14 protein-coding genes are annotated in these 15,504 nt (G+C 55.6%); 6 read left to right on the top strand and 8 right to left on the bottom strand.

The annotated features are described in order from the left end of the window. Window positions 1-21: 21 nt before the first annotated feature. Genes VFO10_RS05630 through VFO10_RS05615 form a run of 4 tightly spaced genes read right to left on the bottom strand, consistent with a single transcriptional unit; the run spans window position 22 to window position 4,787 of the window. Entirely contained in the window at window positions 22-747 is a 726-nt protein-coding gene (locus VFO10_RS05630; RefSeq protein ID WP_325137924.1) for an acetoacetate decarboxylase family protein, read from the bottom strand. Next, a complete protein-coding gene (locus tag VFO10_RS05625) occupies window positions 701-1,723 on the bottom strand; it encodes an alpha/beta hydrolase (RefSeq protein ID WP_325137922.1) in 1,023 nt (340 codons plus the stop codon). The genes VFO10_RS05630 and VFO10_RS05625 overlap by 47 nt, the downstream gene beginning before the upstream one ends. A 3-nt stretch (window positions 1,724-1,726) precedes the next feature. After that, window positions 1,727-3,142 carry a flavin-containing monooxygenase gene (locus VFO10_RS05620; protein ID WP_325137920.1) on the bottom strand — a complete coding sequence of 472 codons (1,416 nt, stop codon included), beginning with the start codon at window positions 3,140-3,142 and terminating at the stop codon, window positions 1,727-1,729. Window positions 3,143-3,170: 28 nt separating this feature from the next. Beyond that, window positions 3,171-4,787: a GMC family oxidoreductase gene (locus VFO10_RS05615; protein ID WP_325137918.1), complete on the bottom strand. Its 1,617-nt coding sequence runs from the start codon at window positions 4,785-4,787 to the stop codon at window positions 3,171-3,173. A 197-nt stretch (window positions 4,788-4,984) separates the two neighbouring features. Here VFO10_RS05615 and VFO10_RS05610 point away from each other — a divergent pair, with 197 nt between their 5' ends. Together VFO10_RS05610 and VFO10_RS05605 are read left to right on the top strand one after the other, a co-directional pair. Beyond that, entirely contained in the window at window positions 4,985-5,377 is a 393-nt protein-coding gene (locus VFO10_RS05610) for a hypothetical protein (protein ID WP_325137916.1), read from the top strand. Between the two features lie 177 nt (window positions 5,378-5,554). Continuing rightward, entirely contained in the window at window positions 5,555-6,826 is a 1,272-nt protein-coding gene (locus VFO10_RS05605) for a DM9 repeat-containing protein (protein WP_325137914.1), read from the top strand. A 3-nt stretch (window positions 6,827-6,829) separates the two neighbouring features. On the opposite strand, the gene VFO10_RS05600 is transcribed toward VFO10_RS05605, so the two are convergent. Then, window positions 6,830-7,252, bottom strand: coding sequence for a secondary thiamine-phosphate synthase enzyme YjbQ (locus VFO10_RS05600; RefSeq protein WP_325137911.1), 423 nt, complete (start codon window positions 7,250-7,252; stop codon window positions 6,830-6,832). 174 nt (window positions 7,253-7,426) lie between these two features. On the opposite strand from VFO10_RS05600, the gene VFO10_RS05595 reads away from it, so the two are divergent. The 4 genes from VFO10_RS05595 to lon all read left to right on the top strand — a co-directional run bounded on the left by VFO10_RS05595 (window position 7,427) and on the right by lon (window position 12,864). Then, window positions 7,427-8,335 carry a metallophosphoesterase family protein gene (locus VFO10_RS05595; protein WP_325137909.1) on the top strand — a complete coding sequence of 303 codons (909 nt, stop codon included), beginning with the start codon at window positions 7,427-7,429 and terminating at the stop codon, window positions 8,333-8,335. Continuing rightward, window positions 8,259-8,864, top strand: a complete 606-nt coding sequence (locus VFO10_RS05590) for a hypothetical protein (RefSeq protein WP_325137907.1) — start codon at window positions 8,259-8,261, stop codon at window positions 8,862-8,864. The genes VFO10_RS05595 and VFO10_RS05590 overlap by 77 nt, the downstream gene beginning before the upstream one ends. A gap of 73 nt (window positions 8,865-8,937) precedes the next feature. Next, a complete protein-coding gene (locus VFO10_RS05585; protein WP_325137905.1) occupies window positions 8,938-10,461 on the top strand; it encodes a Do family serine endopeptidase in 1,524 nt (507 codons plus the stop codon). Window positions 10,462-10,485: 24 nt separating this feature from the next. After that, window positions 10,486-12,864, top strand: a complete 2,379-nt coding sequence (gene lon, locus VFO10_RS05580; RefSeq protein ID WP_325137903.1) for an endopeptidase La — start codon at window positions 10,486-10,488, stop codon at window positions 12,862-12,864. Here lon and VFO10_RS05575 read toward each other — a convergent pair. The 3 genes from VFO10_RS05575 to VFO10_RS05565 are packed head-to-tail and all read right to left on the bottom strand — an operon-like array spanning window position 12,851 to window position 15,457. Beyond that, the gene (locus VFO10_RS05575) at window positions 12,851-14,011 is read right to left on the bottom strand and encodes a hypothetical protein (protein ID WP_325137901.1); all 1,161 of its coding nucleotides are present in this window, start codon (window positions 14,009-14,011) and stop codon (window positions 12,851-12,853) included. The genes lon and VFO10_RS05575 overlap by 14 nt on opposite strands. Continuing rightward, on the bottom strand, window positions 14,008-14,700 hold the full coding sequence (locus tag VFO10_RS05570) for a hypothetical protein (RefSeq protein ID WP_325137899.1): 693 nt from the start codon (window positions 14,698-14,700) through the stop codon (window positions 14,008-14,010). The genes VFO10_RS05575 and VFO10_RS05570 overlap by 4 nt, the downstream gene beginning before the upstream one ends. After that, complete coding sequence (locus tag VFO10_RS05565; RefSeq protein WP_325137897.1) at window positions 14,678-15,457, bottom strand: hypothetical protein; 780 nt, start codon at window positions 15,455-15,457, stop codon at window positions 14,678-14,680. The genes VFO10_RS05570 and VFO10_RS05565 overlap by 23 nt, the downstream gene beginning before the upstream one ends. Window positions 15,458-15,504 lie beyond the last annotated feature (47 nt).

Here is a 15,504-nt window from a genome sequence, read left to right as displayed (position 1 = left end):
GTGGCTGGGCATTCTTACTTTTTAAGCGGAATGCCCGGAGGATCCGAAAACCCCAGCCGCGGCCGAGGGCTGCAGGCGTCCCGCCGGGGCCTCGATCATCTGCGGTACGGGGAACCTTATATGGAAGGGATCCACCCGCAGGCCAAGCAAAGGTTTTTTCGCTGTGATATCTGGAAACAGCTCCTGATTGATTTCCAGGCGCTCCAACCTTGCAAAACGACCCAGGCCATAGCCGCTGAATTTTGTCAGGTAGTCACGCCCTTCCCAGGTTTGCAGCAAAGGAAAGGGAACAAAGGCGGTATGCACGGGCAGGGGCAGGCGGCCGTGACTCAGATCGGCCTTGAAGAAGGTCTGGCCTTCCGGTGTGATCACCTCCCAGCTCTGCCGCCGCTCGCTCGACGCATTGATGCGAAAATGAGCCAGATTCTTGGGGATGCCCCAGTTTTCGCGTCCACTCACGACGCTCGATTCGGACGAGACCCAGATGCGGCTGATCGCATAGTTGCGATAGTGAAACCAGGAGAATTTCCCCGGAATGAAAAGCAGCTCGCGATAGGGGCCGGCATCCGAACTTTCATAATCGACGAGCATCAGGGTGCCGAGGCCCCCTTTGAATTCCCCGCGCTGCTCGACCGGCAGAAAATTGGCTTTTTCCGCCCAATTTTTCGGGAAATTATAGAGGAACATATAACCTGTGCCTTTAAGTTGCCAGGGCGCGGGCACGATCTGGGGCTTGTTCTTTTCCATCCGTTTTTTCCTTGCCTGTTTGATGCTTTTCAAAATGATTCTTCAGAAAATCAATGCATTCAAGGGCCGCGGCATGCGCTTCAGGAACCAGCAAAAGATTCACAAACGCATGAATCATATCGGGAAAGACGCGAACGGTGACGGGAACGCCGGCCTCTTTCAGACGCTCCGCATAGGCGCGCCCTTCATCCAGGAGCACATCGCAGCCGGCCAATGCGACAAAGGTTTTGGGGAGGCCCCGCAGATCCTTGCAGCCCAGCGGCGAGACATCGTGATGGTCAATGGGGTTCGCCTTGTAATGCAGAAAAAACCAGTCGATCAACGATCGGGTCAGGACGAGGCCTTCCGCATATTTATCATGAGATGGGGTATTCCGCGCAAAATCCGTGACAGGATAAATGAGCAGCTGAGCGTCCGGCAGCGTCTCGCCCCGATCGCGCAGGCGGCGGCACAGAATGGTCGCAAGGTTGCCTCCCGCGCTGTCCCCAGCGACTGCGATCGGCTGAGCTGTCCAGCCTCGCACGTCCCTGAGTTTCAACAGCCATTCATAGGCGCGATCAACATCCTCGATTGCCGCCGGATAGGGATGCTCCGGCGCCAGACGATAGTCGATGGAATAGACCGAGCACTGCGCTTCATCAGCCAAAAGCTCACAGAATGCGCGGTGCGAACGACTGCTCCCCAGCACAAAACCACCGCCGTGCATATAAAGGACAAGAGGCCGCGACCCCTTGAGTGCAACAGGTTCCCAGCTGCGCAGTCGCACCGGAGAACCGGGAAAAGGCGCATGGACGGTCTCGATGAGTTTTTTGTTGCGCCGGGGATTGGCAAACCGCGACGTCAGATCCATGAGGGTTCGGCTCACCGGGACGGGCAGGCGTTCAAAACGCGGAGCCCAGGCCTGCATCCGCAGGATCCGCTTGATGCCTGGCGCCAGATTCTCGGGCGCATGGTATGTCCATGCATCCTTTGCCATGGGTCAAGCCCTGACAGTAGTAGGGAAGGTGGAGGGCAGCGCCTGAGGTTTTTCCGCAAAGCGCCGGGCCCGCTTCTCGCCAGCCTTGATTTCCTTCCGCAGGTCGTAGGTATATTCCAGACAGTTGATCTGAATCGTGTGGCGCTCCGACTTCGTATAGCGCGACTTCATCATCTCATGCTCGTCCAGCATCACCTTCTTCATCGTCTCCTTGTCCGGCAAACGATATTTCCCGAGCAGATAGTCGCCCATGAAGGACGACTGCAGCTCGGCGATCGGCATGATCGAGCAGAGCGGCTGCACAAGGCCCAGGAACAGAAGATTATCATAGCGTGGGCTGATCATGCGCTTGAACAGTGGAAGATCGTTGTTCTCGTAGGGCAGAACGTTTTTTTCAAAGAAGGGAAAACTGATCTTATAGCCGGTCGCATAGATGATGGCATCAATAGGCTCCACCGAACCATCGACGAACTGAATCCGATCACCCTGCAGCTCTTTGATATTCGGCTTCGGTTTCACATCACCACTGCCAAGGCGAATGTGAATCTCGCTCGATATCGTCGGATGCTGCATACCGAAGGGGTGTTTCGGCTTCGGCAGACCATAGGCTTCAGGCTTGCCCACGGCGTTTTTTATTTTCCAGCCGATGACGGGAAACGCCAACTTTTCAAAAAAGCGATAGGGAACGAGGTGCTCCCACCAACGCGGCGTCGCACCAGGATGCCGTAAAAATCCATCCGAGGGCTTGCTGCCGAAAAACTTCGGCATGATATGGGCACCCGAGCGCACCGATAGGAAGACATTGCGCGCCACTCCGCGATTGCCGAGTTCACAGGCAATGTCCATGGCCGAGTTCCCCATGCCGACGACCAGCACGTTCTTGTCAATAAGGTTATGCGGATCGGTGGGATCCATATAAGCGTGCGAATGCATCACGAGGCCCTTGAATTCGCCTGGAAATGCCGGCTCTGGCCACCTGGGATCCCAGTGGTGGCCGTTGGCTACGATCACGGCGTCATAGGTCGGCTGCTTGCCGTTCGACAGCGTCAGCTGCCATCTGCCATCGGCCAGGGGCTCGGCTTTCTTCACTTCGGTGTTGAAGGTGATGTCTTCCTTCAGGCGAAAATGATTCAGAAAGCCATCGAAGTATTCCGCGATCTGCGAATGATGCGGAAAGGTCGGGAAGTGCTGCGGCATGGGATAGCACTGAAATTCCATCTGCTGCCTTGAAGTGTTGATGTGCAGGGACCGATACGCGGCCGACATCCCGTTGTCGTTTTTAAAGATCCAGTTGCCTCCGGCTTTACTGCCCTTTTCAAAGCAGTCAAAGGGAATGCCGCGCACCTTAAGCTCGCGACAGGCGATCATCCCGCTGGAACCGGCACCGATGATGGCAACTTTGGGTAAGGTCTTGGTCATGTTCTGCACCCCAATAAAAATGGCTATTTCATGGCTGATGATCGAGCATCAGCTCTTGTCTTTTCGGCGGTATGAAACTCATGGCCCTTTCCGCAAGCGCCGTGATCGTCAGCGAAGGATTCACGCCAGGATTGGCCGAGACAGCAGCTCCATCGATCACATAGAGCCCATCGTAACCAAAGACCCGGTGCTGATGATCAATGACGCCTTCGCTGGCATCCTGCCCCATGCAGCAGCCGCCTAGAATATGCGCGGTCGATGCGATACCGAAAACAGACTCGGTAAAGACATTGGCCAAAAGCCCATCGACTCTTTTTGCGAAAAGACGGGCCAGCTGCGTGGCCTCTTCCATAAAGGCGACCGGCTTGCGCCCATCCGCTCCCAACGTCGAGCCCATGGTGCGTTTCAGGCCGAACCAGGGCCGCCGCTTCATGACGAAACTCAGGGTTCCATCGAGACTGCGCATGTAAAGAAGGATCTGCGAATGCTTGCTGAAATCAGGCTGCAAAAGGACCTTCAGCCAGCGCAGCGGCTCCACGGCAAAGGCGCTCGACATGGCGAGGCTTCGGCTCCAAACATTCGGTCCTGGAGCATGCGGCGCCAGGAGCAGGCGAAAGAATCCGGATCCACTGCCGTAGCGAACCGGCTCGATATGCGAGTGCTCATCGGTGTGGATGATCGAGCTGATCGCAATGCCTTTGGAAAAATTATATTGGGGGTTGGCCGTCCAAACGCCAATGATGGATTCGTTGTTCGTCCGCACGAACTGGCCCAGCGTGGGCGAGAGTTTGGGCAGGCCTTTGGGATCCTGACGCATTTTCAAAAGGAGTTCGACCGTGCCCAGCACACCGCCGCTGAACACGACCTGCTTCGCTCGAATCTTTTCCTTGGAGGCGCGCATCCAGCCTTTGCGTCGCTTGACAGTCAGCTCGTAACCTCCGTCTGGCAAAGGTCGCACGGCCGTGACCCTGGAATCCGCCTGAATGGAAGCGCCGCGTTTTTCCGCCAGGTAAAGATAATTCTTATCCAGCGTGTTCTTGGCTCCGACGCGACAGCCAGTCATGCACGCGCCGCAGAAGGTGCAGCCTGTGCGCCGCGGTCCTTCGCCATTAAAATAGGGATCATCGACAGTTTTCCCCGGCTGACCAAAATAGACGGCAACATCCGTGGCCTGGAATTGATCGCGGCAATGAATTTCCTCCGCGATCTCCTCCATGACTTTATCGGTCAGCGTAAAATGCTTATTGGTAGCTACACCCAGCATGCGCTTGGCCGTGTCATAATAAGGCAAAAGTTCCTGCTTCCAATTCGCCAGGTGAGACCATGAGGACGCGCGGAAGAATCCATCCTTGGGAACGGGCAAAGTATTGGCGTAAACCAAAGAGCCGCCGCCGACACCCACTCCGGAATAGACGGTGATATTCTTGAAAAAAGACATCTTGAATGGGCCCAGGAAGTTCACGAAAGGCATCCAGAGCCAGCGTTTCAGATTCCAATTTGTTCGCGGAAAATCACGGGCCTCGAATCTTCGTCCCTGCTCCAGGACTTTGACCGTATAACCCTTCTCGGCCAAACGCAGGGCCGAAACGCTGCCGCCAAACCCGGAACCGATTATGACAAAATCAAAAGCCGCACCCTGACTCATCCTGAAGGCCTCGCTTGTTTCTGGGAAGACGATGCATGCTATCGCACGGGGTGCGAGTGTCAAATGAAAAAGAACGAAGGCAAAGCCGCCTCGTCCATGGGCCTGAGCATTGAATAATTTTGAATGTGGGAAAAGACTCAGAAGTCCCACCCGATTGCAGTATAAGGGCTTGAGGACCAGAATGAGGATGACTCTGCATGAATAAAAAATCCGTTCTTCCCCTTGCGGCTGTGCTGGCTATCGGCGCCGCCTGGACCATGCTCAGCGAAAGTGGAAAAAAGCCTCTCATCGTGAACATGAATCCGCTCGGCAAGAGCACAACCCGGACCACGGTTCGCGTGGAGGCAGAGTCCCCTCGTGATCAGATCGCGGCTCTTTTTTCCAGTCGGACGCAAGGGATTCAGGTGCAGGATATCAGCTGTCAGGACGCAAGCTGCGTCGTGGAACTCAGCGGCGAGCCTGATGCCCTGCGTGCTCATATCGAAAACCTGGTGCGCGAAAACCCGTGGCTCGGGCCTTGGAATCTGCAGGAAAAAGCTGGATCCGAAGGGGTTTTCCAGGCTGTTTTTCAGCCGCGTCCTCGTTCGTGAATTCTTACATTTTTGACCAGAATTTTTGCAGTCCCACGGATTTTTCGTTAGTCCGTTTGCATGGTGCCGTTTTTTTTCGCAGCTCTGTCAGGACCTTATCCCTGGCTCGGAACGTGGCCTTCGTCTTGCACTAGTAGGGAAAATACGCGAACTCAGGAGACGAAAATGGGATGGTACATGCAAATTCTTTTGGTCATAGGAGGCCTCCTCTTAGGGAGTTCCTGTAAGGACCTTCAGCAAGGTCCCAAAAAAACTCCGGCCACGTTCCAGGCTCCGGCCGGAGCGGCTACGCCAGGTGAAGGCGCCGTGATGAAGCCAGCGGAAGCACCGCAACCCACAGGCCCTGTTCAGGCTAAACTTTCGGGATATCCCGATGCCAAAAGCCCGAACTCGCAGTTTGATATCAGCGTGACAGGTGTCGCGGAGTACAAGTGGAAGATCGTGGAGTCGGCCACGGACTGTCAGATATCAGCTGGATTTTCGGCCTATATGCCGGCAGCGTCGCCCATTAAAATCGATCTGGCCAGTCGTCGCGAGAGCCCTGCTATCGTCGCACTCTGTGTGATCGGCAAGTCCGCGAGCGGCGAAGAACAGACTTATGCCACGCTCGCCAGCTGGGTCTGGGCTCCGGAGTTTCCGAGCATCAGCGATCAGATTGATATGGTCGAAGGCAACAATGAAATCAAGATCACACCCAAAGCTCCGAGCGGCAACTGGCTCGTCATTCGCAGTCGCGATGTGCTGACGACGATGCCCGAGGACGGCAAGGAATACGCTGCGAACCAGCCTTTGGGTAACGGCACCATCATGGTCGCAGGACCCATGGCCGAATTCATTGATAAGACGGTCAAGAATGAAGAAAGCTGGGTCTATACGTTCGTGGCCTATAACAATGCCCGGCGCTTTTCCTTGCCTTTGACCAAGAGCATGACGCTGAGCAAACAGGAACTCCTTTGGGTGCAGAACAATCTGATCCAACCCACGCAGGTGGCCTTGGAAGCTCGTGCGAATAACAAACGCTATATCTGCCGCTCGCGCCACACCGATCCTGCCACGGGCCAGAGTCGTGGTCTGCAGCCTGGCGCCATGATCACGGCCAACAACGATTTGAAAGCCGGCAACTGCTTTTATGAGTATGGCGGGACCGTGTATCGCAGTATCAACTATGAACTCCTTATGGCGAATAAAGGCAACCCGACCGACCTCGTCCGCTGGGCGCGCGGCGCAGCGAGCACGACGACGACGGCAATTCCCAACGGTTCCATCGTGGCCGGAACGGATGACACCGGGGCCACCGTCGGTCCGAACCTTTATATCTGTCTGATCGTGAATGCGCAGATTCCGGGCAAAGCCGGGACGCACATGCCGGGCGGCTGCCGCTCCTATGCGGGGAACAATAACGGAACGCCCGCGGTGAACGTGAACTTTGATGTCCTCGCCTTCAAATAACAGTCAGGTCTGGCCATAGAGCGTGCATACGATTTCACGACTATGGCCCAGACTCCGATGCTCACAGAGATAAATGCCCTGCCAGGTTCCCAGCATCAAGCGTCCCTCGCTCACCGGAATTTGCAAACTCACGCCCATCAAGGACGATTTCACGTGCGCCGGCATATCATCGCGACCTTCCATCGTGTGGCGGAAATTCAAACGATCGGGCACAATATGATGGAGCGCCATATCAAGATCACGCCGGACATCCGCATCGGCATTCTCATTGATGGTTAATGATGCCGAGGTGTGACGCAAAAAAAGGTGAAGGATACCCACCTGAATCGTCCGAAGATCCGGGCACGCGGCGATGATTTGATCGGTGATCAGGATGCTCTTTCCGCCGCTTGATTCAATGGTTACTGTGCTTTGTTTCCATTCCATAAAGGTCCCCTTCTGGACTGAGATCGTGCGTCGCAGCTGAGCTTATAGGAAGCCGTGCAGCAGGACAACCGTGGATCCGGTATTTCCAGATTGCCGAGTGACCCTCTCACCCAGTAAAATTTTCTTACCTCAGGATTCAGCACTCTTCCCATCCGCTCTGCCAAAGGAGGCGGTATGCGCTATTTTCAGAAATTTCTTAATGTATGCAGCCTCCTGCTCCTGGCCACCTGCGGCACATCGCAAAGGTCGACCCCGGATCAACTGCCCGACGGCGCTGCATACTACTTCAGCATCTTCGGGGACAGCCGGGACGGGAATGATATCTATTCCGTGCTGCAGAATCGCTCCGTGATGGTGGGGCGGCCTCTGGCTGCGATTCATCTCGGCGACATGATTTCCACTCCGAAAAGTTCGGAGCAGTGGCCGTCCTTTGTCTCGCTCACGGAAACGTATTTTGAAAACCAGCGCTTTTATCCTGTCATCGGCAATCACGATGTCGAGGACGCGCGGAGCTACGACCTTTTCATGGCGACCTTCCCTCAGCTCGATACGCCCGGGTATGAAGTGGAAAAGATCGGCGACTGCTTCTGCATTATCCTGAATTCAGAGGATCTCGAAGTGCGTCCCGGCGTGATCGGCCCGACTCAGATGGCCTGGTTGGAAACGCAGCTGAGTTCCGAGTCGGCGCAAAACGCCCCTTTTCGCATCGTCTTCGTGCATCGTCCGCCTTTCCCTCAGCATCATCATAAAGACAAGCCTCTGCAGCCGACCGACGAGCTTCATGAACTCTTTAAAAAGTATAAGGTCGCAGCCGTGTTCGCCGGTCATGAGCACAGCTATGCGCGCATCGAAAAGGACGGCATCTTCTACGTCGTAAGCGGAGGCGCAGGCTCGCCCCTGCATGCCGATGCGGGGCTGGATGCCGCCTTCTATCATTATGTTCAGGTTTCCTATCTTAAGCCGGCTTTGCAGGTGCGAACGATCGATCATATGGGAAAGGTACGCGATGACTTTACGATTCAACTTTCAACACCTTCTGCTCCTCGTGCTGAGCGGATTCACGAATCACGCTCTGGCCTATGAATTCGGCCTTGCGGTCGGGCAGTATGAACCTTTCGATGGCGTTGTGAACAGCGTTTATCAGAGCGACAATCCCAGCTACATCCTGCGGGTAGGCGTGCCGCGTGATAGCGGGCTCAGCTGGTCTTCCTCTCTGGTGCATCATCAGTTCAAGAGCCGGATTGCGAATCTCGAAAGCGATGTGCGCCTCATGGCTCTGCACACAGGTTTTCGGAAGACCTTTTTCGATGGCAGTGAGGAATTTCTTGGTATCGAACCCTTCTTCGGCGCCGGGGTGGGAATGGTGTCACTGGATGTGGAATCGGCCAGTGATCTGACCGATAGAACCTATGCCGGCACGACAAAGTATGGACTGTCGTCGGCCTGGGAGATCGGAACGCAACTGAAGAGTCGTCTTCTGCCTCAGGTCGAGTGGGAACTTAAAATGACCGATCTGGCCGTCGGACGGAAAATTTACGGTAATCAGAACATGGGAGGACGCATTCTGTCCTTCGGTTTTCAGTATGATCTGACGACAAAGTCCGCGCACTGAAGAATATGTAAGGTTTTTCACTGGCTGGACTTTTTATGGAGGAGGCATAAAGTAAACAGCGGGAGGGCTCACCATGCTGTTAACTTTACGCCTCGCGCTGCTGAATGGTTTTTTGCTGCTTTTGCTCGGATCCTGCAATCGTGTGCCCGAATCCCAGCCGGCTGCCAACCCGCCGCCAGCCGCGGTTCCGGCCCCGGCGATTTCCCCTGAAACGGCCTCGCTCAATGCACTTGAAACACTATCACGCGGCGTATCCACTGTGGCCAGCAAGGTCAACCAGGGCGTGGTCCTGATCTCGACCGCGCGCACGGTCCGCGGCACTCCCTTTGAAGCGGTCGACCTGTTCGAATTTCTGTTTGGCCCCAATGCCGGGCGTCGTCCGCGAACGCCGCAGGAAGCGCCGCCGATGAAGCAGGAAGGGCTGGGCTCGGGTTTTGTGATCAATCTGGAGCAGGGTTTGATCATGACCAGCAATCATGTGGTCGAGAGTGCCGATGAAATCAATGTCAAACTTCCAAACGGTCGCAAATATCCGGCCAAGGTCCTGGGACGTGATGCGCGTACGGATATCGCCCTTGTGAAGATCAATGCGCCTGATCTGGCCAAGGAAAACCTTGCGGCCCTCGCCTTTGCTGATTCGTCGCAGGCCAAGGTCGGGGACTTCGTCGTGGCGCTCGGCGCGCCTTTTGGTTTGGAAGCCAGCGTTTCCTTCGGAGTGATTTCCGCCATCGGCCGTGGCAATCTCAATATCACCGAGCTGGGTGACTTCATTCAAACGGATGCAGCGATCAATCCTGGCAATAGCGGTGGTCCTTTGGTGAACATCGCCGGCCAGGTGGTTGGCGTGAATACCGCGATCTTCTCGAACTCCGGTGCCTATAACGGCATCGGCTTCGCCGTTCCTTCCAACCTGGCCCGACGCATCGCGGATGAGCTGATCAAGTCGGGAAAAGTGGAGCGTGGTTACCTCGGTGTGCAGCTCCAGCCTTTGGATCCTGGGCTTTTGGATGCGATGAAAGTTCCGGTCGGCACAGAAGGAGCTTTGGTCGCTCATGTCGCGGATAATAGTCCCGCGCGCGCTGCGGACATTCAGGTGGGAGATATTATCACGCGTGTCAATGAAACAGTTATTCGCACGGCAGCGGATCTTATGAATACTGTGGGATTGATGCTGCCGGGCTCGAAGATCAAAGTCACTCTCCTTCGTAACGGCTCGAGTCGGGACGTGGAGGTTCAGCTGGGAACCTATCCTGATGAGGCGGCACCAGCGGGAAGCCCGAACACTCCGACTCAGCCGGTTCCTCGATTGGATAATGTCTTTGGTCTGAGTCTTTTGCCGATGAACGAAGGCCTTGCAAGGCAGTATGGGCTCGCGAGTCGCACAGGCCTGATCATTCAGTCCGTGCAGCCAGGATCAGCCGGTGACCAGGCTGGTTTGCATGCGGGTGATGTCATCCTCGCCGTTAATAACCAGGCGATCAGCAAGCCCAAGGAATTCCTTGATCTCACCAAAAATCAGGATCGTGTGCTGCTGCGCGTCGAGCGCGAGGGCTCTTTCTTTTTCGTACCGCTCGAGCGCTCCAAAGGACAGAGTTGAACCCAGGCGGTAAGGGAGGTTCGGATGGCTGCCACCCAGGTGCATGACCAGCCTTCGTCCTCCGCCATGCAGTTTCCCGTGATGCCGGTTGTGGACAGCGTGCTTTTTCCCGGCACCTTTTTGCCTCTGAGCATTGATGACGAACGCATGATCGCGGCCGCTGAGCAGGCCTTGGAACGTCCGGATCGTAACCTGATCGCGCTCACGCTCCAAAACGTCAACCGATCGGGACTGTCCTTCGGTGGCCACGACCTCGCGCGGATCGGCACGCAGGCTGTCATCAGTCGCCTGCAGCGTGAGCACGGCCGCATGAATATCATTTTGAACGGCATTCAGCGTGTGGGCGTTGAAAAGCTCATCGACCATGGACACTACTTCGAGGCGCGGGTCAAAGCCCTGGATTTTCAGCGTGATGATGATCCCGAGGTGACCGCCCTTATGCGGGAAACGATGAAGCTCATCGAGCAGATGAACCTTTATGTCGTTTCCGAGACGGGTCAGCCGATCGCCGAACTTGTGCATCGCATTTCCAGCCCTGTGACCCAGATCTATCTGATCGCAATCCTTTTGAATCTGGAGATGGATAAGCAGCAGGCGCTTCTGGAAGCCTCCAGCAAGCGGGAACTTTGCCGTCTTGCGCATGCTTATGTGTCCTATGAATTCAAGGTGCAGAAACTCCGCGAGAAAATCGCCGGCGAAGTTTCCGTGGAGCTGGGCAAAGAGGAAAAAGAGTATCTCTTGCGTCGTCAGCTGAGTGAGATTCGCAAGGAGCTGGGCGATGAGGCGACGGCCCGCGAGGAACTGCGGGATCTCACCGAACGCCTGGAAGCGAAGAGCTTTCCCCCGGACGTTCAGGTCGAAGTGGACAAGCAGGTCAAACGACTCAGTCGACTGACCGATAACGCGTCGGAGTATCAGATCGTCCGCTCGCACCTTGAACTGATTGCCGATCTGCCCTGGACCGAGAGCACGCCGGATAACTTTGATCTGCAAAGGGCCCAGAAGATCCTGGATGATGATCATTTCGGACTGAAGGATATCAAGGAAAGAATTCTGGAGCAGCTCGCTGTTCTGAAGCTGAACCCCAAGGCCAGGGCACCCATCCTTTGCTTCGTGGGCCCGCCTGGGGTCGGCAAGACCTCGCTCGGCGTCTCGATTGCCCGCGCTCTGGAACGGAAATTTGAACGGATGAGCCTGGGAGGCATGCATGATGAGGCCGAGCTGCGTGGTCATCGCCGCACCTATATCGGGGCCATGCCCGGTCGAATCATCGAAGCGATTCGCCGCGCCGGTACCAATAATCCCCTGCTGATGCTCGATGAGGTCGATAAAATGCGGACGGATTTTTCCGGTGATCCCGCGGCGGCTCTCATGGAAGTTCTTGACCCGGCTCAAAACCATGCCTTTCATGATAATTATTTGGACCTGCCTTTTGATCTTTCGCGGGTCTTTTTCATCGCGACAGCCAACAGCACGGATCCCATACCAAAGCCTCTGCTGGATCGCATGGAGGTCCTAAGGCTTTCCGGTTATACGCTCGAAGAAAAAATTCAGATCGCGCAGCGTTATCTTCTGCCGCGCCGCATTCGGGACACGGGCCTTCAGGACGGACAGCTTCTCGTTCCCGATGAAAGCATGCGGAGCATTATTCATGATTACACGCGTGAAGCCGGTGTTCGGGAATTGGAACGGCGGCTGGCACAAATCGCCCGCAAGGTAGCGGTGCGCGTGGCCCAAGGTGAAACAGAGCCTGTGGCTTTGGAGCCTTCGCTCCTTTATCCCTACCTCGGCCCGCGCCTTATATTTTTGGAGCATATCCGTGAAAAGTGGTCGTACGGCGTGGCCACAGGCCTTGCATGGACGGAGGCCGGCGGGGATCTTATTTATATCGAGGCCTGTCGTCTGCCGCAAAAAAAAGACGATCTTCGTATGACAGGTCACCTGGGTGAGGTCATGCGGGAATCAGTTCACACGGCGATCAGCTATATCTGGTCACGCGCTGATGAGCTGGAGTCCGATCCTGCGCGGCATACCCAGGCGGGTCTTCACATTCATATCCCTGCCGGGGCCACGCCCAAGGACGGGCCGTCGGCCGGACTTGCGGTGGCGGTGGCTCTGGCTTCCCTTTATACAGAAAGGCCAGCACGCAAGGATATTGCGATGACAGGCGAGATTACGTTAAGCGGATTGGTGCTGCCGGTCGGAGGGATCAAGGACAAGATACTGGCTGCACATCGCGCCGGCATTCGGGAGGTGATCCTGCCGAAGGCCAACGAGCGCGATCTGGATGAGCTGCCTGCCAGTACGCGTGCTGAAATCCGCTGCCATCTGGTCGAGGATGTGAACGAGGCCCTGAGGGAAGCCATTCCTTCCCTGCTCCTCAGGCCCGCTACTGAACGCTGACTTCCTGCAGGAGCGAGAACACATTGCTCGCGGAAATTCTCAGTCGGGCATAGTTTCCAGGCACAGGCAGCTGATAGTTGCCAAAGCGCAGCGGCGTCTCGTCATCCAGACCGATGGAAACAAAGGTGTTGGGTGCCGCCTTCGTCGAACCTTCGAAGATGAGCTGATGGGGAGCGGTATCACTGGTGAATTGAAGGTTGTGAAGATTGATGCTCGTCACCAGCGTGTCTTCCTCCAGATCGATGGTGAGGGAGCGGGTATCATAAGCGGAAAAATAGCTGACGTCATTGAAACGGCCATTGGTGAGCGAGGTGACTGTGAAGTCGATGCCTTCGGCGCTGGCTTTCTTGCCAGAAGCAAGATTGGTCATGGGATTGGCAATGGAAATCGTGCGGCTTGGGGTCAGGCACGAGGCATGGAGTTCGTCTTCAAAGTGATAGAAGACCTCGATAGCGTAGCGGATGCTCGCCGCCTGAAAGATGCTCTTCGGCAGGGTCAGCTGTGGGGAACCGGATTCAACGCGTGTGGCCCAAAGCAGGGAATTATCCTGGGCATCGGCGATACGCACTTCATAGTGATCCAGGGCATAGGATGGCAGCGGCCAGCTCCAGTCGAGGCTGCTGCCCGTTTCCTGAACCGTTTCACCCAGATCGCATAGGGCGATGGGATCCAGCGTGGTTTCCTGCTGCTTTATCACGAAATTATATTTCGCGTACGAGGACGCCGTCCCATCCCCGTCATTGATCAAGGCGATATTAATGCCGCCTTCCGCATCCCTGAGGGTCTGATCGGCCCGAATCTGAAAGCGAAAGCTGCCATCGCGAGCCGTGACGGCGTCTTTCAGGAAGTAGTTGGGCTTGATCTTGACAGCCTTGGTGTCATAGGTCGGAAACATGGGAAAGGCTAGGGCGATGAACCAGTTCAGGGTTTCCTTGAAATAGGTCTGGCTGGGATTCACGTAGGCAAAGACGCGAAGGTTTCGCAGCGCGATCTTTGTCGCGGCCAGACCATCCTGGTCCTTATCCAGAAATTGACCGCTGATGGTGAGGATATCGTCATCTTTAAAATAGGGCGACTTGCCGGGAGTTTTTTCACCCGTGCAGGCGCAAAGAAGAAGCGAGGAGAAGACCAGGGCTGTTTTATTCATGGTACCAGGATGTCCTCATTGTTGAAGGTGAGGATGGCTTTGGGTGCATAGGCACTGGAATAGTTCGAAGTGAAGATGCGGCTGGCATTGTCCGCGTTGTCGTCGCTTGGCAGCACCTGCAGCATGAAGCCTTGGATCTTGGTTCCGGCATCTATGGCCGCAATGATGGAATCGGTGACATTGAAGATCAGCTTCTTATGAGAGACACCCTCTGCCACCTTTTCGATGTCAGGCGCTATGGACGCCAGATCCATCAGGTCCCCACCCGGCTCCCTCCATTCCTGGCCCGAGGTCAGCGAGAACCTTGAATTCCAGGTTGCATAGGGCGTGACTTTCTCGCTCATGAAACCAAGGCGGATGTTATCTGGATTGACCGTGACATCCGTAGCCACCATCTGAATTTCAATGTGAGCGATCGAACTCAGGACGACCTCCTCCCGAAAAAGGGAAAGGATATCCGGAATCGAAAGAAGCATGCGCGTCTCGCTTCCATCACTGGCCTTGCCCACCAGGGCCGAGGAGGCGCTGTAATCATAGGCATCCGGCAGACCGCTCTGAATTGTGATGTCAAAGACCTTGGCCTCGACGGCTATCACGCTATCGTTTTTATCCTCTTCGTTGGAACAGCCTGCCAGGCCAAGAAGCGAAAGGGCGAACAGGACGGTTTTAGAATGAGATGCCGATGCCAAGGGAACCTCCATCATAGGCGTCGCGGTGCATGGCCGTGCCGATCAACTTGTGGAAGTCGTCACGCCGGTCGTGATCATCCAGAATCTTATGAAGCTCGGCACGCAGGACAGTATGCTTGTTGCCTCGCAAAATGATGGCCGCCTTCCCGTAACTGACAGCCGGTAGCGTCAGCATGAAATTGTCACCGATGATATCGTAGCGCCCTTGCAGTCGATCGAAGCGCCCCACATCACCCTGAATCTCCAGAGCCCCCATGCGCAGGCTTATTCCACCCTGGCTTTGCTGATAGGGATAGGGATTGAAGGTCAGGTCGAACGAATCGATCCGGGTTTTCGCGGATGCATAAGGGATATAGGAGCGCGAAAAGGCCCGCAGCTCCAGAAAGGACAGATCGAGGCTCAGCCCGGCACCGGCAATGGAACGGGATATAGCGTAGTCAATCTCATCGCGCGCATATTTATCGAGCGAGAAGAAATAGCCGACATCCACATTGATCCGCAGCGGTTCGAAATCAAATCCGAGGCCCCGGGAGATCACTTCGATGGAATCGTTGATGGTTTCCTTATCAATATGATTCACGCTGGTGAGTTCGAAATCCTCGAAGCTTTTCTTCGCCGAGGAGGCTTCGAGCGTATAGAAGTTCTGTCGATTGGAGTCCTGGTCGAAGGCTCCATAGCTGGCGAGCACAGTCGCAGCCTTGAGCTCGGTCCAGGAGCAGAGGACGAGCAGGGGCACCGTGAGAGTTCTCCACTTCATTCCGGATCTCCTTCTGGGGATGCCTCATTATATGAAATGCTGTCCAA

The organism is Oligoflexus sp. (assembly GCF_035712445.1).
Classification (GTDB): Bacteria; Bdellovibrionota_B; Oligoflexia; order Oligoflexales; family Oligoflexaceae; genus Oligoflexus.
This window is presented reverse-complemented; position numbering and strand designations above follow the sequence as displayed.

Bases quoted from the DNA above. Each gene is read 5' to 3' on its own strand.
- VFO10_RS05575 (WP_325137901.1), bottom strand. From the start codon at position 14,011: ATGAATAAAACAGCCCTGGTCTTCTCCTCGCTTCTTCTTTGCGCCTGC.
- VFO10_RS05610 (WP_325137916.1), top strand. From the start codon at position 4,985: ATGAATAAAAAATCCGTTCTTCCCCTTGCGGCTGTGCTGGCTATCGGC.
- VFO10_RS05625 (WP_325137922.1), bottom strand. From the start codon at position 1,723: ATGGCAAAGGATGCATGGACATACCATGCGCCCGAGAATCTGGCGCCA.
- VFO10_RS05615 (WP_325137918.1), bottom strand. From the start codon at position 4,787: ATGAGTCAGGGTGCGGCTTTTGATTTTGTCATAATCGGTTCCGGGTTT.
- lon (WP_325137903.1), top strand. From the start codon at position 10,486: ATGGCTGCCACCCAGGTGCATGACCAGCCTTCGTCCTCCGCCATGCAG.
- VFO10_RS05630 (WP_325137924.1), bottom strand. From the start codon at position 747: ATGGAAAAGAACAAGCCCCAGATCGTGCCCGCGCCCTGGCAACTTAAA.
- VFO10_RS05595 (WP_325137909.1), top strand. From the start codon at position 7,427: ATGCGCTATTTTCAGAAATTTCTTAATGTATGCAGCCTCCTGCTCCTG.
- VFO10_RS05585 (WP_325137905.1), top strand. From the start codon at position 8,938: ATGCTGTTAACTTTACGCCTCGCGCTGCTGAATGGTTTTTTGCTGCTT.
- VFO10_RS05605 (WP_325137914.1), top strand. From the start codon at position 5,555: ATGCAAATTCTTTTGGTCATAGGAGGCCTCCTCTTAGGGAGTTCCTGT.
- VFO10_RS05600 (WP_325137911.1), bottom strand. From the start codon at position 7,252: ATGGAATGGAAACAAAGCACAGTAACCATTGAATCAAGCGGCGGAAAG.
- VFO10_RS05565 (WP_325137897.1), bottom strand. From the start codon at position 15,457: ATGAAGTGGAGAACTCTCACGGTGCCCCTGCTCGTCCTCTGCTCCTGG.
- VFO10_RS05590 (WP_325137907.1), top strand. From the start codon at position 8,259: ATGACTTTACGATTCAACTTTCAACACCTTCTGCTCCTCGTGCTGAGC.
- VFO10_RS05620 (WP_325137920.1), bottom strand. From the start codon at position 3,142: ATGACCAAGACCTTACCCAAAGTTGCCATCATCGGTGCCGGTTCCAGC.